The organism is Citrobacter sp. ABFQG, from assembly GCF_004322975.1.
GTDB classification, from domain to species: domain Bacteria; phylum Pseudomonadota; class Gammaproteobacteria; order Enterobacterales; family Enterobacteriaceae; genus Citrobacter; species Citrobacter freundii.
On the sequence record NZ_CP036435.1, the window covers coordinates 2,859,168 to 2,880,730 of the forward strand.

At 53.0% G+C, this 21,563-nt stretch carries 18 protein-coding genes; 3 read left to right on the top strand and 15 right to left on the bottom strand.

What is annotated here, in order from left to right; translation table 11 throughout:
- Positions 1 to 3: 3 nt before the first annotated feature.
- On the top strand, positions 4 to 1,446 hold the full coding sequence (selO, locus tag WN16_RS14055; protein ID WP_044699989.1) for a protein adenylyltransferase SelO: 1,443 nt from the start codon (positions 4 to 6) through the stop codon (positions 1,444 to 1,446).
- Here selO and WN16_RS14060 read toward each other — a convergent pair.
- The 8 genes from WN16_RS14060 to ppsR all read right to left on the bottom strand — a co-directional run bounded on the left by WN16_RS14060 (position 1,443) and on the right by ppsR (position 9,525).
- Positions 1,443 to 2,222: a heme ABC transporter ATP-binding protein gene (locus tag WN16_RS14060; protein ID WP_003836641.1), complete on the bottom strand. Its 780-nt coding sequence runs from the start codon at positions 2,220 to 2,222 to the stop codon at positions 1,443 to 1,445. The genes selO and WN16_RS14060 overlap by 4 nt on opposite strands.
- Positions 2,215 to 3,207, bottom strand: coding sequence for an iron ABC transporter permease (locus WN16_RS14065; RefSeq protein ID WP_044699988.1), 993 nt, complete (start codon positions 3,205 to 3,207; stop codon positions 2,215 to 2,217). The genes WN16_RS14060 and WN16_RS14065 overlap by 8 nt, the downstream gene beginning before the upstream one ends.
- Positions 3,207 to 4,028 (bottom strand): hemin ABC transporter substrate-binding protein, encoded by an 822-nt coding sequence (locus tag WN16_RS14070; RefSeq protein WP_044699985.1) that lies wholly within the window; start codon positions 4,026 to 4,028, stop codon positions 3,207 to 3,209. The genes WN16_RS14065 and WN16_RS14070 overlap by 1 nt, the downstream gene beginning before the upstream one ends.
- The gene (gene chuS / locus WN16_RS14075) at positions 4,025 to 5,056 is read right to left on the bottom strand and encodes a hematinate-forming heme oxygenase ChuS (RefSeq protein ID WP_044699984.1); all 1,032 of its coding nucleotides are present in this window, start codon (positions 5,054 to 5,056) and stop codon (positions 4,025 to 4,027) included. Before chuS ends, WN16_RS14070 begins: the two co-directional genes overlap by 4 nt.
- 47 nt (positions 5,057 to 5,103) lie before the next feature.
- A complete protein-coding gene (locus WN16_RS14080) occupies positions 5,104 to 7,086 on the bottom strand; it encodes a TonB-dependent hemoglobin/transferrin/lactoferrin family receptor (RefSeq protein WP_003030557.1) in 1,983 nt (660 codons plus the stop codon).
- 74 nt (positions 7,087 to 7,160) lie between these two features.
- Positions 7,161 to 7,349, bottom strand: coding sequence for a hemin uptake protein HemP (gene hemP, locus WN16_RS14085; protein ID WP_003030556.1), 189 nt, complete (start codon positions 7,347 to 7,349; stop codon positions 7,161 to 7,163).
- A 169-nt stretch (positions 7,350 to 7,518) separates the two neighbouring features.
- Complete coding sequence (gene aroH / locus WN16_RS14090) at positions 7,519 to 8,565, bottom strand: 3-deoxy-7-phosphoheptulonate synthase AroH (RefSeq protein WP_003030555.1); 1,047 nt, start codon at positions 8,563 to 8,565, stop codon at positions 7,519 to 7,521.
- Between the two features lie 126 nt (positions 8,566 to 8,691).
- A complete protein-coding gene (gene ppsR, locus WN16_RS14095; RefSeq protein ID WP_003030553.1) occupies positions 8,692 to 9,525 on the bottom strand; it encodes a posphoenolpyruvate synthetase regulatory kinase/phosphorylase PpsR in 834 nt (277 codons plus the stop codon).
- Between the two features lie 327 nt (positions 9,526 to 9,852).
- Between ppsR and ppsA the strand changes: the two genes are divergently transcribed.
- Positions 9,853 to 12,231: a phosphoenolpyruvate synthase gene (ppsA, locus tag WN16_RS14100; protein WP_003030548.1), complete on the top strand. Its 2,379-nt coding sequence runs from the start codon at positions 9,853 to 9,855 to the stop codon at positions 12,229 to 12,231.
- Positions 12,232 to 12,298: 67 nt separating this feature from the next.
- Here ppsA and fadK read toward each other — a convergent pair whose 3' ends face one another.
- From fadK to WN16_RS14125, 5 genes are all read right to left on the bottom strand, one after another.
- On the bottom strand, positions 12,299 to 13,936 hold the full coding sequence (fadK, locus tag WN16_RS14105; RefSeq protein ID WP_044699981.1) for a medium-chain fatty-acid--CoA ligase: 1,638 nt from the start codon (positions 13,934 to 13,936) through the stop codon (positions 12,299 to 12,301).
- A gap of 82 nt (positions 13,937 to 14,018) precedes the next feature.
- Positions 14,019 to 14,312: a 4Fe-4S ferredoxin gene (locus tag WN16_RS14110; RefSeq protein ID WP_003836621.1), complete on the bottom strand. Its 294-nt coding sequence runs from the start codon at positions 14,310 to 14,312 to the stop codon at positions 14,019 to 14,021.
- A complete protein-coding gene (locus WN16_RS14115; RefSeq protein WP_103790813.1) occupies positions 14,309 to 15,598 on the bottom strand; it encodes an FAD-dependent oxidoreductase in 1,290 nt (429 codons plus the stop codon). Before WN16_RS14115 ends, WN16_RS14110 begins: the two co-directional genes overlap by 4 nt.
- Positions 15,599 to 15,655: 57 nt before the next feature.
- A complete protein-coding gene (locus WN16_RS14120; protein ID WP_044699977.1) occupies positions 15,656 to 16,591 on the bottom strand; it encodes an electron transfer flavoprotein subunit alpha in 936 nt (311 codons plus the stop codon).
- Positions 16,592 to 16,612: 21 nt separating this feature from the next.
- Positions 16,613 to 17,377: an electron transfer flavoprotein gene (locus tag WN16_RS14125; protein ID WP_003843472.1), complete on the bottom strand. Its 765-nt coding sequence runs from the start codon at positions 17,375 to 17,377 to the stop codon at positions 16,613 to 16,615.
- 473 nt (positions 17,378 to 17,850) lie between these two features.
- On the opposite strand from WN16_RS14125, the gene WN16_RS14130 reads away from it, so the two are divergent.
- Complete coding sequence (locus tag WN16_RS14130) at positions 17,851 to 18,741, top strand: AraC family transcriptional regulator (protein WP_003836612.1); 891 nt, start codon at positions 17,851 to 17,853, stop codon at positions 18,739 to 18,741.
- Positions 18,742 to 18,795: 54 nt separating this feature from the next.
- Here WN16_RS14130 and WN16_RS14135 read toward each other — a convergent pair whose 3' ends face one another.
- Together WN16_RS14135 and WN16_RS14140 are read right to left on the bottom strand one after the other, a co-directional pair.
- Entirely contained in the window at positions 18,796 to 19,947 is a 1,152-nt protein-coding gene (locus tag WN16_RS14135; RefSeq protein ID WP_088169120.1) for an acyl-CoA dehydrogenase, read from the bottom strand.
- A gap of 13 nt (positions 19,948 to 19,960) precedes the next feature.
- Positions 19,961 to 21,556 carry an acyl CoA:acetate/3-ketoacid CoA transferase gene (locus WN16_RS14140; protein WP_003843475.1) on the bottom strand — a complete coding sequence of 532 codons (1,596 nt, stop codon included), beginning with the start codon at positions 21,554 to 21,556 and terminating at the stop codon, positions 19,961 to 19,963.
- Between the last annotated feature and the right edge of the window lie 7 nt (positions 21,557 to 21,563).

Genomic DNA, 21,563 nt, shown 5'->3' on the forward strand with positions numbered 1-21,563 from the left:
CCTATGACCCTGTCTTTTACCACTCGCTGGCGTGATGAACTACCAGCAACTTATACCGCGCTTTCACCCACCCCTTTGAAAAATGCGCGCCTTATCTGGCATAACGATGCGCTGGCGGAGCAATTAGCTATTCCTGCGGCGCTATTTGATATTTCAACTGGTGCGGGCGTTTGGGGAGGCGAATCGCTGCTTCCCGGGATGTCGCCTTTAGCCCAGGTTTATAGTGGACATCAGTTCGGCGTCTGGGCAGGTCAGCTTGGCGACGGACGTGGGATCCTGCTGGGCGAACAACAGCTCGCGGATGGTTCAACGTTTGACTGGCACCTGAAAGGCGCCGGACTCACGCCGTATTCCCGCATGGGTGATGGGCGCGCCGTGCTGCGCTCGACCATTCGCGAAAGCCTTGCTAGCGAAGCGATGCACTACCTGGGAATACCGACCACGCGGGCATTGTCGATTGTCACCAGCGACACGCCGGTGTATCGCGAAACGGTCGAAGCGGGGGCGATGCTTATCCGCGTGGCGCAAAGCCATATGCGGTTTGGCCATTTTGAGCATTTTTACTATCGCCGGGAGCCGGAAAAAGTGCGCCAGTTGGCTGACTTTGCGATTCGCCATTACTGGCCGCAATGGCAGGAAGACGCCGATAAATATCAGCTGTGGTTTAACGATGTTGTCACGCGTACTGCGACGTTAATCGCTGACTGGCAGGCGGTAGGATTTGCGCATGGTGTTATGAACACGGACAACATGTCGATTCTGGGTCTGACGATGGATTACGGTCCATTCGGTTTTCTTGATGATTACGTGCCCGATTATATCTGCAATCACTCTGACAACCAGGGGCGATACAGTTTCGATAATCAACCGGCCGCCGCGTTGTGGAACCTGCAACGTCTGGCGCAAACCCTGTCGCCGTTTATCCCGGTCGAGGCGCTCAATGATGCGCTGGACAGTTACCAGATGGCGCTGTTAACTCGCTACGGTCAGCGGATGCGGCAAAAGCTCGGCTTCTTTAGCGAGCAGAAAGACGATAACGAACTGCTTAGCGAGCTGTTTAGTCTGATGTCGCGGGAAAGAAGCGACTATACGCGAACGTTTCGCATGCTCAGCCAAACGGAACAACACAGTGCGCAATCTCCGTTGCGCGATGAGTTTATCGACCGCGCAGCGTTTGACGACTGGTTCACGCGATATCGCTCGCGCCTTCAGCAAGACAATATTGCCGATGCTGCCAGACAAACCCAGATGAAGGCGGCTAACCCGGCGATGGTATTACGTAACTGGCTGGCGCAACGGGCGATTAGTCAGGCAGAGCAGGGGGATTACGCCGAGCTGCATCGGTTGCACCAGGCGTTGCGTACCCCGTTTGCCGATCGTGATGATGACTATGTCAGCCGTCCACCTGACTGGGGAAAACGGCTGGAAGTGAGTTGTTCAAGCTAAGGGGCCAGAAATACCTGCGGGGAGGCGTTGGCCGGATGCTGGCCAACGTGTACCTGAGCACCGTACCAGCGCTTCAGGTCATCGGCCTGTAACACAGTTTCCGGTGTTCCCTGCGATACCAGCCTGCCGTTGTGCAGCAGCACTATTCTGTCTGCCCACAGTGCGGCGAGGTTCAGATCGTGAAGCACAATGCACACATGCAGCTCTCCCGAAGAGGTAAGCGTTTTTAGCATGCGCAACAGATGCTGCTGGTGGTAAAGATCCAGCGCGGAGGTCGGTTCATCAAGGAATAACCAACCACGAGGCGCACCGTCGCACCAGAGTTGTGCCAGCGCACGGGCTAACTGTACTCGCTGTTGCTCGCCGCCGGAAAGCGCGGCGTATTGCCGACCCGCCAAAGGTGTGCATCCGGTCATTTCCATCACCTGAGCGATAAGCCGGGGCTCCTGCTGTTGGGTCCACGGCGCGCGGCCCATCGCGATGACGGCCTCTACCGGCCAGTCGAATCCCAACTGTGTTTGCTGGCGCATCACTGCCCGATGCCGCGACAGGGTCTGGGTAGACCATTCATGCAGCGGTTTGCCCGCCAGCACGCAACGCCCGGTTGCTGGTTTGAGAAAACCGGTCAGCAGGCGCAGCAGGGTGGATTTCCCCGCACCGTTTGGGCCGATGAGCGCAACCAGTTCACCTTTTGTAAGGGCGAGCGATACGTCGTCAATCACCGCTCTGCCAGCTACGTGATAGTGAAGCCCTTCAGCGATGAAATGTTCAGCCATGCGCTCCTCGCTGACGAAAAATAAGCCATAAAAACCACGGTGCGCCGAGAAGACTGGTCAACAGACCGACCGGCATCTCCGCAGGCGCAACCGCAGTACGGGCCAGGGTGTCGGCAATCAGCAATAAAAACGCGCCCGCCAGCACGGAACCCGGAATAACGGCCCGATGGTCTGAGCCGAGCCACATACGTATTAAATGTGGGATTACCAACCCGATAAAGCCAATCACCCCGCTTACCGCCACGGCTGAGGCAACCAGTAATGCGCTACAAAGCAGCAAAATACGCTGGATTGTACGTACATCAACGCCGAGATAATGCGCCTCTTCCTCACCCAGTTGCAGAAGATTCAGCGCCGGAGCAAGTCGCCAGATGATCAGCACTGTCGGGATTGTCAGTGAAGTGACAGCCAACAGCGTGGACCACTGTGCAGCCCCCAGACTTCCCATTCCCCATAGCGACAGCTGGCGCAGTTGCGCATCATTACTGACCCACGACAGTACGCCAACCGCCGCCCCGCAGAGCGCGTTGATGGCAATGCCGACCAGCAGCAGGCGGGAGAGCGAACCGTCGCGCTGTTGGCTGAGGATAAAAATCACTACTGTTGCCGCTAGCGCGCCGAAAAAAGCGGCCAGCATTGGAGCATACAACATCATCAGCGCGGGCAAAGAGACAGGCAGCACCACCCACAGTGCCACAGCGCAGGCGGCGCCGCTGCTTATTCCCAGTAATCCAGGGTCTGCAAGCGGATTGCGAAACAGTCCCTGCATCACGCAGCCAGCGAGCGCCAGAGAGCCGCCAATCACCAGTGCCAGCAGGACGCGGGGAAGACGAATCGTGAGCCAGATTTGACGCAGTGCCTCATCGCCATCACGCCAGAGCAGACTTACTGGCAGGCGCAACGCGCCAAAACCGGTAGCCAGAACCGTCATTGCAATCAGCATCAATGCCAACATCAACAACGAACAGGTGATCCGCCGGGACATCAGGGCAATTGCTCCGCTTTAGCACGAAGCTGCAAAATAGCCTGTGGCGTGCGAACGCTGAAGCCCAACAGCGCCATATCGTCAACCTGCAATACCTGTTTATTCCTTCCGGCAGGTGTTTGCGCAAGTCCCGGTAGCGCCCACAGGTTATCTTCGCCACCCATCGCCTTAACGCCGTCCTGCGAAATCACCACCAGATCGGGCTGGCTGGCAATGACGCCTTCTTGTGACAGCGGCTGATAGCGATTAACGCCCTGCATCGCGTTGCGTAGACCTGCGGCACGAATCGCCGCATCGGCTCCGGTTTGCTGGCCCGCCGCCATCGCGGTCATCCCGCCATGATTGAGAATAAACAGCACACGTTTATTAAGTTCAGAAGACGGGAGCGTCGCCAGTTCCTGACGTAACGTTGCGCGCAGAGTTTCGCCGTCGGCCTCCCGATGAGTAGCCTCAGCGATAACCCGAACTTTTTCATCAATCGCGTTAAGATCGTTGCTTGCTGGGATCGCGACAACCCTGACGTTGCTCTGCTCAAGCTGTTTTAGCGCTAAAGAGGGCTGTGCCTGCGCGCTGGCAAGGACCAGCGTAGGGCGGGTAGCCAGGATCCCTTCGGCGTTGAGCTGGCGCAAATAACCAACATCAGGTAACGCGGTTGCCGCAACAGGCCACTGGCTGGTGCTGTCTCTCGCCACAAGGGAGGGTTGTGCTCCCAGTGCGTAGACAATCTCGGTGACATCGCCACCGAGCGCAACAACCCGTTCCTCGGGCGCAGCCAGCGCCGCGAAGGGCAGCAGCGCGATCAGGGCCAGCAGTTTTTTCATGCGGCCAGTCCTTTCGGCGTCAGTGCGTCAATCTGTGCGCGCCATTGTGTCTGCTCCGGCTCGCCTTCCGTACGTTGACCATACAGCTGGGCGATTTGCGTGCCGTCGGCAGCAAACAGCTCCAGACTGGTGACGTGACCATCGGCGGTCGGTTTACGCGTCACCCACGTTTCTGCCACGCTCTCTTCCAGTAGATGCAGGGTAAAGGTTGGGTTGAAGATGTTCAGCCAGCCTTTCATCGGTACCAGTTTTTCAATCACGCCGGTAAATATCTGTACACAGCCGCGATTACCCACAAAAACCATAATTTCGTTGCCATCCTGACGCGCGGTGTCGAGTAATTGCGCCAGTGCGCTATTAGAAACCTTACAGGCCAGATCGTCGCCAACCAGATTAAACGCCTGTTGGCGGGTGAGATCGTGGCGTTTCAGCAGACCGAAGAACTGATGGACATCGGTCATCGCTCGCCACTCTTGATCAACGGTCTGTGCGTCGACAGTGACGGCGGCAGGCACAGAATTGTTGACGGGTTGCAGCACCAGCGGCGGGTTTTCTGCAAAGATGAAACGGGTCAGCAACGCCGCCCATTCCTCAACGAGGGTATTTTGTGTGGTATAGACCTTCATCAGTGCGTCTCCCTGATGGTCAAAGAATTGAATGCTCTGACGCTCGCCGTGGGCGGTGGTCTCACTGATATGAAAAGCGCTTGCCCACTGATTTAAGAACAGACGCAGGTCGAGTGCACGCGGATTAAGAACCAGCCCGGCATGGCCGTTCAGGTGCTGATTGGTAAAAGCGCCAACCTGTTCATGCACCGCATATTCGTTGCGGCAAATGCATTTGGTTTCACCAACCGCTTCCAGTGCGCCGAGGATTTCGCGGACTTCGCCACGTAAGCGCCAGGCGTCATGGCCGACGCGCGCAAAGGTCAGTTCGGCTTCGCTAATATTCATCAATCCTGCAATGTCACGTGCGTATTTTCCGGGATTTTCTTTCTTCAGTTCCAGCCAGCGTGTGTAATGATTCATTGTCTCTTCCTTCCAGATTGCGGCCCCGGCGAACCGGGGAAAAGTGATTACCACTGATAACTCACGAAAATTTTGCCATTACGACCATCCTGCGGAATGCCTTGCGGCGACCAGTACTCTTTGTCAAAGGCGTTGCCCAGTACCAGCGTGGTGGTCATGCCTTTCAGTGCTTGTTGGCCCTGATAGCTCACGTAAAAATCGTTTACCGCATAGCCAGGCTGTTTAGCGTAGGTGCTGCTGATATGCGTTGAACGGTCAGCAAATGTCCCGATCCAGCCTACGGAGAAACCGCTGTGCGCAACCGGCACATTCAGTTTGCTGGTGACGGTGTCCGGGTTAATGCTGGAAATGTATTCACCTGTGTCAGTATCTTTGCCGCGTGTGCGGTTATAGGCCATGTCGAGGCTGAACAGGTCGGCGGTATATTTCGCCATCACGTCCCAACCCCAGATTTTGGCATTGGGAACGTTATAGGACATGGTTGTCGCAGCGGCGAAGTCGACGCTGGTGGAGATGTAATCTTTTGCTTTGGTGTCGAAATAGCTGGCTTTAAATTCGAGCGCATCGCTCGCCATCAGCAGATCGTCAAAGCGCAGGCCAAATCCGTATTCCTGTGTTTCGTTGGTTTCCGGGCGCAGGTTAGGGTTTGGCACCCAGTAGTTAGTGTAGAAACGACCAATCGAGAAGTGTTTCGCATCGTTATACATTTCGCCCATGGTTGGCGCACGGAAGGCCTGAGCGTATGAACCGAACAGCATCAGCCAGTCGGCTGGCGTAACGGTGAGTCCGGCGCGGGACGACCATTTGTCAGCATCAACATCTTCATAGCCGTCGCTGCTGCCGCGATAAGAGTCATAACGGGTACCGCCCAGCAGCGTAACCGGCAGGTCACGCAGGGTGATTTCATCCTGTAGCCAGCCGGAGCTGAAATCGATCTTTGCCTCCGGGAAACCGGTGGTTGAACCACCCGGTTGTTGTTCCTGGCGATAGTACTCACCGCCGTAGGTCAGCAGGTGAGATGCAAAAGAGTCGGTAAACAGGCGGCTGCGGTTGTCGATCTTCCCGCCTTTGGTGGTTTGCTTGCGAAATTCGCCAGTGTTATCTGCGTTCTGAGCATTAATGCGCGCTTCGGACCAGTAGATACGGGCATCCGCGTTCAGCCAGTCATTGTCCGCAGGAGCAAGCGAGTAGGTCAGTTGCGCATCACGCTGGATCGTTGAACGGTTGGTCATCGGGTTGCTGGCATCAGCTGCACTGGTCTGCGGGTTTTTAGGTTCCCGGGCGTCATTGTTGTAGTATCGCAGCGAGCCGGCCAACGTCTGGGCGCTGTCAATTTTCCAGCTACCTTTCGCCAGCATATTGTTGATCGCTTCATCGTTTGGCGCTGTAGTACCGTCGCTTTGGCGCAAATCACCGCGATCGCGACTCGACCATGCAAGCAGTCCGTCCAGCGTATCGGTGCGCCCAAATGCGCTGGCGCCCATACCGAGGCTGTGATCGCCGGTTGCCGCAGTACCGAACACGCGGTAACCGCTGTTTTGTCCGGCTTCCAGCAGATCTTTGGCATCCGCAGTGTCATAGGCGATCACGCCGCCCAGCGCGCCGCTACCGTACAGTAGTGCGGAAGGGCCACGCACGACTTCGATACGTTTGATAAGCGCCGGGTCGAGGAAGGTGCTGTTCAGGTGTCCGGTGTCAGTTCCCTGACGAACGCCGTCAACCAGTACCAGAACGCCACGTCGATCGTAGCCGCGCAGATTCACGTCCTGGCCGTTGGTACGACCCGTTCCATCGAGGGTTAGACCCGGAACCGTCCGCAACAGATCGGCTGCCGAACTGGCGGTCTGGTTTTCCGGGGCGGTGGCATCAATCACGCTGACCATCATCGGCGCTTCAAAGGCACTACGGGCATTGCCGGTGGCGGTGACGGTCATATCCTCGACCGCCGCATAGGCTACGGCGGGCAGGTTACTGACAATCGCCAGCGCCAACAGCGATGGGCGCAGGGAAGCGGTGTGCAGGTAAGGCATAGCAACTCTCCATTAGGAAATCGAAAAGCGCTGGCTGCCTGGGTATGACCTGGGTGGCTGGCGAAATGTGTTGTTTATTTAGTCAGAATGAGTTTTCCGGCTTGCGTCTGGCGCAGCAGGTAGTGCTGACCATCATGTTCTATGATCACGCGTCCTTCGTTACCCAGCAGGGTTTTACTGTCAATTCGTCGCTCGTTTGGCGCGACGGAAGGCGGTGTTGTGTCTTTTGTAGGCGTAGCCGTTGTGTTATCCATACGTGACATAGTGTTTAAAAATAACAATCAATGTAACAATGATAATCATTATCATCAAACTGCAAATTTGCGGCAAGCGTTTTTGTGAAATAATTGTGACGAGAACGTTTTTTGCACAACAATTGGGGAAAAACAAAGGATTAGCACCGGGCAAAGTGATATTGCCCGGTGAACAGCATTAAAAACGGCTATCAACCGCAGAGGCGAGTTTTTCAACCAACAGTTCAGTATCTTCCCAGTTCAGGCACGGGTCGGTAATAGACTGACCGTAAACCAACGGCTGGCCGCTAACGATTTTTTGCGTACCTTCACGCAGGAAACTCTCCGCCATGATCCCGGCAATTGCCGTCGAACCGTTACGAATTTGCTGGCACACGTCGTCACAAACGTCCAACTGACGACGATGCTGCTTCTGGCAATTGCCGTGGCTAAAATCGACCACCAGATGCTCAGGCAGGGAAAATTCGTGCAGGGTATCGCAGGCGGCGGCAATATCTTCAGCATAATAATTCGGCTTTTTACCGCCACGCATGATGATATGCCCGTAAGGGTTACCGCTGGTCTGATAAATGGTCATCTGACCGGTTTTATCCGGCGAGAGGAACATGTGACTGGCGCGGGAGGCGCGAATCGCATCGACGGCGATGCGCGTGTTGCCATCCGTTCCGTTCTTAAAACCGACCGGGCAGGAGAGCGCGGAGGCCATTTCACGATGGATCTGACTTTCGGTGGTGCGCGCGCCAATAGCTCCCCAACTGATTAAATCGGCAATAAACTGGCCGGTCACCATGTCGAGGAATTCAGTCGCCGTGGGGACGCCCAGTTCGTTGACCTGCAACAGCAGTTTTCGCGCCAGTTCAATACCGTGGTTTACACGATAACTGCCGTTCAAATCCGGGTCGGAAATTAGGCCTTTCCAGCCCACGACGGTGCGTGGCTTTTCAAAATAGGTACGCATCACGATTTCCAGACGCGCCTGGTGCTTTGTGCGCAGCGCCTGTAATCGTGTCGCGTATTCCATCGCGGCATCAAGATCGTGAATCGAGCAGGGACCTACGATCACCAGTAAACGGGGGTCTTCACCATTTAAAATTTTTTCTATCCGACGTCGGGAGTCCGTAACATGACGGGCGACGGAGGATGAAACAGGATGCCGTTGCGCAAGCTCTGCTGGAGTGACCAGGTTGTCAATACGCGCAGTACGGAGTTCATCGGTTCTGTTCATTACTTGTCTCAGAAATTTGTTGCTTCAACGGCAGGACTACCGGGAAGTGATGTACATCACAATATCACACTCATCCTGCCTGGTGGCGAGCATAATAACAAAAAATCGAACCAATGCACTAGCATTCTAGTACATGCGGCGATTCAGTCCCATGATATCGAGGATCTTGGTAGCAATCTCTTCTACCGAATAATTGGTACTGTTCAGCCAGGGGATCTGGTTTTTCCGGTACAGCGCTTCTACCTCAGCAACTTCCATTCGGCACTGTCGCAGCGAGGCGTAACGGCTGTTCTCACGGCGCTCTTCGCGGATGGCCGCCAGGCGCTCAGGGTCGATAGTCAGACCGAACAGCTTATGCTGCAACGGCTTCAGGGAGGCGGGCAGCACCAAATTATCCATATCATCGGCAATAAAGGGGTAGTTGGCGGCGCGGATACCAAACTGCATGGCCAGATACAAACTGGTTGGGGTTTTGCCGCAACGAGAAACACCAAGCAGGATCACCTGGGCCTGATCAAGGTTGCGCAACGAAATACCGTCGTCGTGGGCGAGGGTGTAGTCAATGGCGGCAATGCGCGCGTCGTACTTGTTGAGGTTACCGGGATTCAGACCGTGCGTGCGATGGGCGATAGGTGTAGGGTCGAGCTTCATCTCGTGTTGTAGTGGGGCAACCAGCGCCTGTACTATATCCTGACAAAATCCCTCGCTTTGCAGAATGATTGAGCGAATTTCGGGCAGGACGATGGAGTAAAACACCAAAGGGCGCACGCCAGTTTGTTGGTAGATCGCGTCAATCTGGTCTTTAACCGCGCGCGCACGACTCTCATTTTCCACAAACGGCAGCGTAATGCTGCTGATCGTGACCGGAAATTGCGACATCACCGCGTGACCCAAGACCTCGGCGGTGATGGCCGTACCATCAGAAATATAAAATACGTGACGATCAACAGCATTATCCATTTTGCTCATCCTGGGCAGACATAATTCTCTGAAAGCATAAATTAAAATTCGCCAGAAGCGAATATTGCTGCATCTTTTTTATAAAATGAAACGGTATTTTTATAATTAATGAAAAGTACATTTCATTTTTCGGAACAAATGTTTATACCGGTAGTTTTTGTGGAGATCCCCTGTGGCTCGCGGGTTTGCGCAAATGCGGAAACAATCTGAAAAAATAAAAAATAAAGTTGCTTGAACGATTCACCGTTTTTTTCGCTGGAGTAAATATGCAAAGATAATTACGCAAAATTGAGTTTCCTAACCTCGTTCAAATATAAGGATTGTTCGATGTCCAACAATGGCTCGTCACCGCTGGTGCTTTGGTATAACCAACTCGGCATGAATGATGTAGACAGAGTTGGGGGCAAAAATGCCTCCCTGGGTGAAATGATTACTAACCTTTCAGGTATGGGTGTTTCCGTACCGAATGGTTTTGCAACGACCGCCGACGCGTTTAACCAGTTTCTGGACCAGAGCGGTGTAAACCAGCGCATTTATGAGCTGCTGGATAAAACGGATATTGACGATGTCACCGAGCTTGCAAAAGCCGGCGCGCAGATCCGCCAGTGGATTATCGACACTCCTTTCCAGCCGGAGCTGGAAAATGCCGTCCGCGATGCCTACGCGCAGCTGTCAGCGGACGATGCCCATGCCTCTTTTGCTGTGCGATCTTCCGCTACCGCAGAAGATATGCCAGATGCGTCATTTGCCGGTCAGCAGGAAACCTTCCTCAACGTCCAGGGATTTGATGCCGTGCTGGTTGCCATCAAACACGTATTTGCCTCGCTGTTTAACGACCGTGCGATCTCTTATCGTGTCCACCAGGGTTATGACCATCGTGGCGTAGCGCTCTCTGCGGGTGTGCAGCGGATGGTGCGTTCTGACCTCGCGTCTTCCGGCGTCATGTTCTCCATCGATACCGAATCCGGTTTCGATCAGGTAGTGTTTATTACCTCTGCATGGGGCCTGGGCGAGATGGTCGTGCAGGGGGCCGTTAACCCGGATGAATTTTACGTGCATAAACCGACGCTGGCGGCTAATCGTCCGGCTATCGTTCGTCGCACCATGGGTTCGAAAAAAATCCGCATGATCTACGCGCCGACTCAGGAACACGGTAAGCAGGTAACGATCGAAGATGTGCCGCAGGAACAACGCGACATTTTCTCCCTGACTAACGAAGAAGTGCAGGAACTGGCCAAGCAGGCGGTGCAGATCGAGAAGCACTACGGCCGTCCGATGGATATCGAATGGGCGAAAGACGGTCATACCGGTAAGCTGTTCATTGTGCAGGCGCGCCCTGAAACCGTGCGTTCTCGTGGCCAGGTGATGGAGCGTTATACGCTGCATGCGCAGGGTAAAATTATTGCTGAAGGTCGTGCCATCGGTCACCGCATTGGCGCGGGTCCGGTTAAAGTCATCCAGGACATCAGCGAAATGAACCGTATCGAACCAGGCGACGTACTGGTTACCGACATGACCGATCCGGACTGGGAACCGATCATGAAGAAAGCAGCGGCGATTGTCACCAACCGTGGCGGTCGTACCTGTCACGCGGCAATCATTGCCCGTGAGCTGGGGATCCCCGCCGTGGTGGGCTGTGGCGATGCGACCGAGCGCATGAAAGATGGTGAGAAGGTTACTGTCTCTTGTGCCGAAGGCGACACCGGTTATGTTTACGCTGACATGCTCGACTTTAGCGTGAAGAGTTCCAGCGTGGAGACCATGCCGGATCTGCCGTTGAAGGTGATGATGAACGTCGGTAACCCGGACCGCGCTTTCGACTTCGCCTGCCTGCCAAACGAAGGTGTCGGTCTGGCGCGTCTGGAATTTATCATCAACCGCATGATTGGCGTACACCCGCGTGCACTGCTGGAGTTTGATGACCAGACGCCTGAGCTGCAAAATGAAATCCGCGCCATGATGAAAGGTTTCGATTCTCCGCGTGAATTCTACGTTGGTCGTCTGACGGAAGGGATCGCGACGCTGGGAGCGGCGTTTTATCCTAAACGCGTCATCGTGCGTATGTCTGACTTTAAGTCCAACGAATATGCCAACCTGGTCGGTGGTGAGCGTTATGAACCGCATGAAGAGAACCCGATGCTGGGCTTCCGTGGGGCGGGCCGTTATGTTGCCGATAGCTTCCGCGACTGCTTCGCGCTGGAATGCGACGCAGTAAAACGTGTCCGTAACGACATGGGCCTGACTAACGTTGAAGTGATGGTACCGTTTGTACGTACCGTTGCCCAGGCGAAAGCGGTGGTGGAAGAGCTGGCACGCCAGGGGCTGAAACGCGGTGAGAACGGACTGAAGATCATCATGATGTGTGAGATCCCGTCTAACGCCTTGCTGGCCGAGCAGTTCCTCGAGTACTTCGACGGCTTCTCCATCGGCTCAAACGACATGACGCAGTTGGCGCTGGGTCTGGATCGTGACTCTGGTGTGGTTTCTGAACTGTTTGATGAGCGTAACGACGCGGTGAAAGCGCTGCTGTCAATGGCGATTCGTGCAGCCAAGAAACAGGGCAAATACGTGGGTATTTGCGGTCAGGGCCCATCTGACCATGAAGACTTTGCGGCCTGGCTGATGGAAGAGGGGATCGACAGCCTGTCGCTGAACCCGGACACTGTCGTACAGACCTGGCTAAGTCTGGCTGAACTGAACAAGTAACATCATGCCTTATCCGGCCTATTCAACATAGGCCGGATAAGATACGCTAGCGTCGCCATCCGGCACTTTATCCTGCAACACTCTCCACGCTCAAACGCTGAATAATATCCTGACGCAGTTGGTATTTTTGTACTTTACCGGACGCTGTGCGTGGTAATTTCTCCACGATCACAATGTGCTCAGGGTATTTGTACTTTGCCACCCGCTTGCGACTAAAAAAGGCTACCACTGACTCCAGTGACAGCGAATGATGCGGCGGTTTTAGCACCACATAAGCACATGACCTTTCACCTAAGCGTTCGTCCGGCATCGCGACAACGCAGGCATCGTGAATGCGGGGGTGCTGCAATAAAATATCCTCAACTTCGCGGCTGCTGATGTTTTCTCCACCGCGGACAATGATATCTTTTTTCCGTCCGGTGATTTTGATGTACCCCGCATCGTCCATTCGGCATAAGTCGCCGCTGTAATACCAGCCGTCTTGATCCAGCGCACGGGCGGTGAGTTCGGGTTCATCGAGATAGCCCATAAACACATTGGGACCGCGTGAGGCTTCTTCGCCTTCTACACCCGCAGGCAACGTATTGCGTGCTTCATCGACCACTTTAATTTCGACGCCTGCAGCAGCATATCCGTCGGTATCCATCATGCGAGAAAGCGAATCATCGAGATTGACCAGCGCATGCGGGGAACTCTCTGTCGAGCCATAAATGCTTAATAATTTTATGCCGAGCTGCTGGCAGTCACGGGCAATCTTCTGTGGAATGGTTGTGCCCCCACATAAGAAAAAGCGTAGCGATGAGAGAACGCTTGGCCGTTTATCCATGCTACACAACATGTCGTAGACGAAGGGCGTTGCGCCGAGCACACAGGTACAGCGTTGTTGTTCCAGCAGTTCAAGACAGGCGGCTGGGGTGAAAATATCTAACAATACGCTGCGTGCGCCGATTAAAAACGGTGCGGTAACGCCATGCAGAAAACCGGTAGCGTGTCCCAGTGGTGCTGGCATTAAAAACACATCCTGCCAGGTGAGATTAAGGCGGGCACAGTAGGCGCGCTCGCTGGCAAGGATGTTGTTGTGGGTCAGCATTACGCCTTTTGGCATTCCCTCGGTACCGGAGGTAAACAACACCGCCGCCAGTTCATCGGCGTGAACATTAATCGTTTGGGTTAATGGCGGAGCTAAAAGCAGTTGGCTGAGCGCTAGCGAGGTCGTTGCCGGAGCCAGTTTATCCACGGCAACGATCTGTTGCAGATGTGGCAACTGGTTTTGTAAGGGCAGGATCAGATCGACCGGTCGGGTCTGTTTAAACAGCGTCGGTGCGAAAAAAATCTTCGCCTTGCACTTATTCAACACCCATACCATCTCTGCTTCACGCCACGCTGGCAGCAGCGGTACGGAAACGGCCCCGGTTTTCAGGCAGGCCAGGTAGATAATCGTAAACTCGCACCAGCCCGGTAGCTGGAAGGCAATGCGATCGCCAGGTTGAATACCGCAGGCTAAAAACCAGGTTGCCAGACTGCTGGCCGCGCTATCGAGTGCAGCATAGGTGTATGAAGCGCCATGGTTATCAACCACCGCGATTTTATCTGGCATGGCTCTGGCAGTTTGGTTCCAGTAATCGCCAAGCGAAGCATCTCCCCATAAACCCTGTTGCCGCCAGACTTCGCGACGTTCGGCGTTAAACGTTAGTGTGATACTCATGAAGTTATTCCCTGGATGATTTCGGCATACATCTGACCGGATGGCCGGCGTGGCCGAACCGGTGTACTACAGGCAAAATCCGTTAGCCGTAGCGAAAATCAATGCCAAATGTTCCGACCGGATATTCCCATTGGTCGAGGATCGTGTCGCCGCACAGTACTCGACACGTTCCGCACTCCAGGCAACCAGCAGAATCAAAATGAATGTTTCCACTCTCGTCCTGCTTATACAGCCCGGCGGGGCAGGCTTTCAGCAGCTTGCGAAATTCATTAAGGTCTGGATGTTCGGCCAGGATGATGTGCGGGTGGCCTTCATCGACATTGAATTTATTGACGCCCAGTTTGACGTCAACGTTAACAGTATTGTCCTGACTCATAGTGCAGTTGCCCCCTTGATACCGTCTTTCAGTAAGTTCATCAGTCCGATTTGTTTGGCATGGGACATAATCATCTTGCGAACCGGTTGATTTGGACGTCCGTCAACGGTGAACATATCGCTCATGATGTCGGCCACCATACGCGGATACTGGGTGAACAGACGTGGGTTTTCCATCAACGCCGGGATCTTGCGAAAATGTTGTAAATCACGCATCACACAGCCTTGTTCAAGCGCGCGTTTGTAGTCCATCAGGCTGCTGGCAGAGAAATCCTGTCGTTCTTTTGCTGCAATGGCTGTTTGGGCAGCGGCTTCTGCGGAAGCGATGGCCAAATCCATACCTCGCACCGTGAAACCCAGGTTCAAACAGAAACCGGCGGCATCACCGACGATCATCACACCGTCATCGACCAGCTTTGGAACCATTGCCAGACCGCCTTCCGGCACCATATGCGCGGAATACTCCAGTAATACACCACCGGCAATCAATGGTCGAATAGTTGGATGTTGCTTAAAGTCTTCCAGCATTTGTGGAATACTTTTTGTGGCATGGGCAATATCCCCCAGACCACACACCAGCCCCAGAGAGATGGAGTCCTGGTTGGTATACAAAAAACCTCCTCCCATCAATCCATCAGACGGTGAGCCTGCAAACAGCCAGGCCGCGCCCTCATTACCTGAAAGGTTGAAGCGATCTGCAATGACCGCTGGAGGTAAGCCGATCAGCTCTTTTACGCCAACGGCATAGTGATGTGCAGAAGAGGGAGGAACCATCCCCAGGGACCGCCCCAACATAGAGTTGACGCCATCGGCCAGGATGACAATATTGGCTTCCAGTATATCGTCACCGGCATGGACTCCGGTGACCTTATTACCTTCGCGGATCAGAGCATCGACGCGCACACCGGGGATGAACTGCACGCCAGCTTGTTCCGCTTTTTCCATTAGCCATGGGTCGAGTCTGTTGCGCAAAACGGTATACGAATCCTGCGTTGGTGCGTCAGCTTTTTCACGATGGAAATCGAGAGTGACGGCGCTTTCTTCGGTCAGAAAGGAGATTTTTTCGCGGGTGACTTTACGCTCGAGCGGCGCCTCCTGCGCGAACCCTGGCATGATGCGCTCAAGGCTATGCGCATAGAGTCTTCCGCCGGTCATATTTTTACTGCCTGCACTGTTTCCGCGCTCAATGACCAGCACGTCCAGTCCGGCCTGAGCCATAACGTAGCCTGCAACCGTACCCGCCACGCCAGCACCGACCACAATGGCATCAAATTTTTCATCTGACATGCTTTATGCTCCTTTCCCGCTGCAAGGGCAGCGGGAGATGTGCGTTAAATGGGGGGATTAGCGGCTGAGATGTTCGATAAGGGCCGGAACAACTTTGTAGATGTCGCCTACCAGGCCGTAATCGGCATAATTGAAAATAGGGGCTTTCTTGTCTTTGTTGATAGCAACAATGACTTTCGCGCCGTTACCACCGACCATATGCTGAATTTGTCCTGAAATGCCCAACGTCAGATAAAGGTCTGACTTCAGTAACACACCAGAAACGCCAATGTAGCGTTCGCGCTCCATCCAGTTTTCGCCTTCGGCGATCGGGCGCGAGCAGCCCACTTCTGCCCCCAGTACCGATGCCAACTGATGCACCATCTCCAGATCGTGTTGCGCAACCAGGCCGCGACCCACGCCAACCACACGTTTGGCTTTACTGAGGTCCACGCTGCTCACGGATTTAGCGCGACGTTCCTGGCACATAATTTCATGAAGCGGTGCGATGTAAGCTGCTAGGACAACAGGGCAGTTGTGCGAGGCGTTTTCCGCTACAGGTTCAAGCAGGCCAGGGGCAAGAGTGATAATTGCCAGCGCGCTTTTGATTTTTTCTTTGCCGAATGCCAGCCCACCATACATTCGGTGCTCTGCGAACACTGTGCCATCCTCAAGAGTCACCGATATTGCGTCGTTCACCATCGCGGCATTGAGTTGGATGCTTAACCGTGCCCCAAGTGATTTCGCGCGCTTTGTGGCTGACATCAACAGCATTCCGGCGTGTTCTTGCATCAGCGCCGCGATGGTTTCGGCGTAATTTTCTACACGCTGTAAACCGGAGGGGGCTTCGAGCACGATTATTTCATCGGCACCCAGAGGTTTAACCTGATTAGCCTGTTCGCTGCCTTGTACAATAAGATGGACATGCTCACCCCACTGACGTGCGCCGGTCATTAATTCTGCGTAGCGTTCTACGTTATCGCTGAACACCCATACGTTAGCTAATTTACTCATGACAATTTCTCTCCGTTGAGCTTAGTTCAGGGCTTTTTTAAGGTGTTCAGCCAGTTCGGCAATGGCTTCAGCCGAGTCATTTTCCAGAATGATGTGCTTACGTTCTGTTTGTGGCGGTACAGTGAGGCTTACCAGTTCCGCTAACGGTGACGCAGGCGTCCAGCCAATATTGCTGGCTTGCCATGGTGTGACGGGCTTTTTACCCGCGCCGAGAATGGCTTTCATTGAGGGAATACGCGGCGTGTTGATATCCGAGGTTACGCAGAGTACGGCGGGGAGCGGCAGGTCGATCACTTCAACCTCGTCTTCCAGCACGCGCTCAACCACAATGCGGTCGCCGTTACGTTGGATGTTGCTGACGGCGTTAATCACCGGGAGTTGCAACAGTTCGCCAACCAGTAAGCCAACCTGTTGGGCATAGATATCCCCCGATCCTTCTCCGAACAGCATCAGGTCGAAATTCATATTTTTGGCCGCGCAGGCCAGCGCTTGAGCGGTGTCGCGGGGCAATGAATGCTCCAATTGCGGATCCTGCACCATGAACAAACTGTCCGGTCCACGTGACAGCACGTCTTTACGCACTTTGGAATTTTGCAGTAGCGATCCGCCCACGGTTAAAGCGACGATTTCATCACCCTCCGCACTCAGTTGCGCCGCGGCCTCAATCGCATTCAGATCAAACTGGCTGATTTTGGCATCGGCCCGGTCAAAGTTAAGCGAATGCTGTGGGGTAACAACAATGTCCTGTTCTTCAGGCACCAACTTAAAGCAGGTTATTATTTTCATGGCATCTCCAGTCATCCACAGTAGGGAAAATTAACTGAAAATAGTTTGCGGCAGAGAGGGGACAGTTTTCGACGGGGCAATCTGTTTTCATTCCCAACAATCTTGCAAAAAAAGTGCTGCGGGAATGCTTGTTTTATAAACGAGAGCTCGGCCTTGTGTACTGAAGAGAAAAAAGAGCAAACAAACCAGGGAAGGATAATTGCGAAATGCATCATGTTTTTTATCGTTTTTACGCTTAAATTGTTTCTGATATGTAAATTGTTAATGTTGAATTAATAACATTTATTCTTTTCGTTTTTTATCAAACGGAAATAAACGTGGAAAACAACGCAATGAGGCAGGAGGTATCATCTTGCAGTCGACGCAAATAATTTTGTTTCGCCAGCAAGGAATAACGTTGTATAACGTTATTATCGTTTTCACTTTTCGATATTCATTATTCACAAAATTACTGCCTTTAGGTGGAGGTTGTCATGTATCAACGCTGCTTTGATAATGCCATTGAGACCCTTTTTGAGCAGGGGAAAACGCCGAGATTTTCCCGATTCGTCATTAGCGATGATCCTAACTGGGAGTCCGGACATCATGTTCATGATAATGAAACGGAGCTTATCTATGTTAAAAAGGGGGTTGCAAGATTAATCATCGACTCTTCGCTGTATGTCGCGCATGCCGGGGACATTGTGGTGATTGAGCAAGGGCGATTGCATGCGGTTGCATCTGATAGCAGCGCACCTGCTACCACTTACACCTGCGCACTCTACGGTTTCCGGTTTAACAGTTGGCAGGACAATCAGCTATTGCAGATGCACTCGTGTCCGGTCATTAGCGTCAGCCAGGGTAAAGAGGTTATTAAGAGTATTTTTAATGAGCTGGGGGTGATGCTCCCGCAGAGCAAGAACAACCTGACGTCTTCCGCTTATGACGCATTCGCGTATGCATTAACCGTGTTATATTACGAAAACTTTAAAAATGCTTACCGCTCTGAACAGGGATATATTAAAAAAGATGTCTTAATTAAAGATGTATTGGTCTATTTAAATAACAACTTCCGCGAAAAAATTACTCTCGAACAGTTATCTAAAAAATTCCGCGCCAGCGTGAGCTATATCTGCCATGAATTTACCCGCGAGTATCGTATATCACCCATCAATTATGTTATTCAACGGCGAATGACAGAAGCGAAATTTTCCCTGACCAATACGGAGGCCTCGTTGGCGGAAATTTCGTGGCGGGTAGGGTATGAAAACGTCGATCATTTTGCCAAACTTTTTCAGCGGCATGTGGGGTGTACGCCCAGCGATTATCGTAAGCAGTTTAAAAATAACCTTGCTGAGCAGGAATGCTTGATGCCTGAAGTTTGATTCTCCCGCACCGTCCCGGATAGCGTATCTGCGCTATCCGGTCAGTTATACCGCTTACTTATTCTGATAATCCTTTAGGATTTGGCGACCGGCGACGTAAATCATGATTTCATCGGTACCACCGCCAATGCGCTCACAGCGGACATCGCGCCAGAATCGGGATACGCGTGCTTCATCGGTGTAACCCAGTCCGCCCATGATCTGAATTGCGTCGTCAATCACTTCCATTGCCGTACGTGCACAATACAGTTTTGCCAGTGCCGCACTGGTTCGCAGCGACTGTTCCTGATCGGCCTGCCAGGCGACCTTCAGCACCATATTGCGCATGTTTTCAATTTTGATTGCCATCAGCGCCAGTTTTTCCTGGATCATCTGGTTATGACCGATCGGCTTACCAAATGCGATGCGCTGGTTAGCGTAGCGGGCGGCATCTTCGAAGGCGCATTCGGCAAAACCCGTGCTGCGCGCGGCGTTGATCAGGCGTTCCATTTCGAAGTTGTACATTACGTTGAGGAAGCCCATGCCTTCTTCGCCGACCATATCGCTTTCGTCCACTTCAACGTCATCAAGATAGACTTCGCAGGTGCTTAACATGTGCCAGCCGATTTTATGCAGCGGGTTAACCTTAATGCCCGGTTTCTTAGAATCCACCCACCACAACGTAAAGGCTTTCTTCGGATCTTTCGGCTCCGGGTCGCGAGCCAGTACCAGCATGTATGGATACTCTTTAGCGCCAGTGATAAACGTTTTTTGCCCGTTGAGATACACCTTGCCATTTTTGCGGGTGTAGCTGGTGGTGGCACTATTATTATCGGAGCCTGCTCCCGGCTCGGTTAATGCCAGCGCATACGCCGGATCGCCCGTTTCCATGGTGCTTTCTGCTGTTTTACGCAGCTGCTCGGCGGAGCCAAAACGTCGCATGCTGTGGATGCACTGACCGTTAGTGATCAAAAAAGCGGGCGCGCCACATTTTGACACTTCCATCAGCGCCAGCATCTGGGTGACGTAATCAGCCGGTATGCCGCCAAACTCTTCCGGAACGCCCAGCATCGAAATGCCGTTGTCCGCAAGGGCTCGCATAAATTCCTTCGGATAAGTCGCCGTCTGATCGCAGGTACGGAAATACTCCTCCGGGAAATTGCTGGTAATCAGCTCACGAATGCTGGCAAGCAACAGTTCTTGTTCTTCAGTTAATGAAAAGTTTATCAGGGTACTCCTTTTAATTGGCTGCGTCGGGTAATACAAAGCCCATCGAGGCATCGATAAATAATCTTTCGTCCATCAATTTCAGGTCTGGGGAAATAATCGGTGTGAAATCCATTTTGTCCAGGATGTCTTCCTGTAAAGAGACTCCCGGTGCAATTTCGATTAAATGAAGACCATCTGCTTTTAACGTAAATACAGCGCGTTCAGTGATGTAACGCACATCAAGTCCACGTTCGAGGGCAATTTTTCCGCTGAAAGTCACTTCAGGTAATTCATTAACGAATTTTTTCACCCGACCTTCCTGCACGATATTTAACTTACCGTCCGCAACTTCCGTTTTCAGACTTCCGGCAGTTAACGTGCCGCAGAAAATAATTTTTTTGGAAGTGGCGCTAATATCGATAAAACCGCCGGTACCCATGATTTTGCCATTGAATTTGTGTACGCCGACGTTGCCGTGGCGATCCACTTCGGCAAAACTTAAATAGCACACATCCAGCCCGCCACCGTGATAGAAGTCAAACTGGGACGTCATATCCAGAATGGCGCGAGTGTTGACGTTGGCACCGAAAGCAATGCCTTGAGAGGTGATGCCGCCAATCGGACCCGTTTCGACTGTCAGAATAAAATCGTCAGCACAGCCTTCTTCGCGCGCGACGAGACCAATGCCATCGGCAATACCTACGCCAACGTTGCCGACCGCACCTTTGCGCATTTCAAACAGGGCGCGTCGGGCCACCAGTTTACGCTGATTGAGCGGCAGGGCAGTTTGTTGGCTGTCATCGAGCACAAAATCGCCAGAGATAAAGCGGTTAACCGGCGCACCACCGTACAGTTGCGTTTGGTCGGGGTCGATGACCACAATATCGACCAGATAGCCGGGAATACGTACCGACTTCGGATGCAAAGTGGCTTTCTTCACCATTTTTTGCACCTGCATCATAACGATGCCGCCGTTATTGTGTACGGCCTGGGCAATCACCAGCGCATCAAGATACATAACTTCATCTTCAAAGGTGGCATAGCCTTCGCTGTCACAGGTGGTGGCGCGAATAAAGGCGATGTTTGGCGCAATGGCTTTGTAATACAGGTACTCTTTGTTATCAATTTCCACCAATTTGATCAGATCTTCGGTGGTCACTTCATTCAGCTTACCGCCCTGTTGGCGAGGGTCAACAAATGTACCGATGCCGATATCACTGAGGATCCCAGGCTGGTGGGCTGCCGATGCACGCAGGGTTTGGGTTAATACGCCCTGAGGATAGTTATAGGCGGCAATTTTATTTTGTTCCGCCAAGTCGGAGATTCGTGGTGATTGTCCCCAGTGTCCGCATAATGCCCATTTGACTAAGCCTTCCTGTGCCAGCGGGCTAATTCCCCGGTCGGCACGGTCACCCAGACCTGTAGGGCTAATCAACGCTAGATTTCGTGGTGACTGAGAGTTTTTATATTTTTCAGCCAGCGCGTTAATTAATGTTGTTGCTTCGAGAATACCGCCACCTGCACCTAATACACAAAGAGTTGCTTCATCAGGAATATAATTAACTGCATCTGCTGCGGATAATACGGGTACCCGACCATCTATACGATTTGGTCTTGAAAATTTCATGTGAACT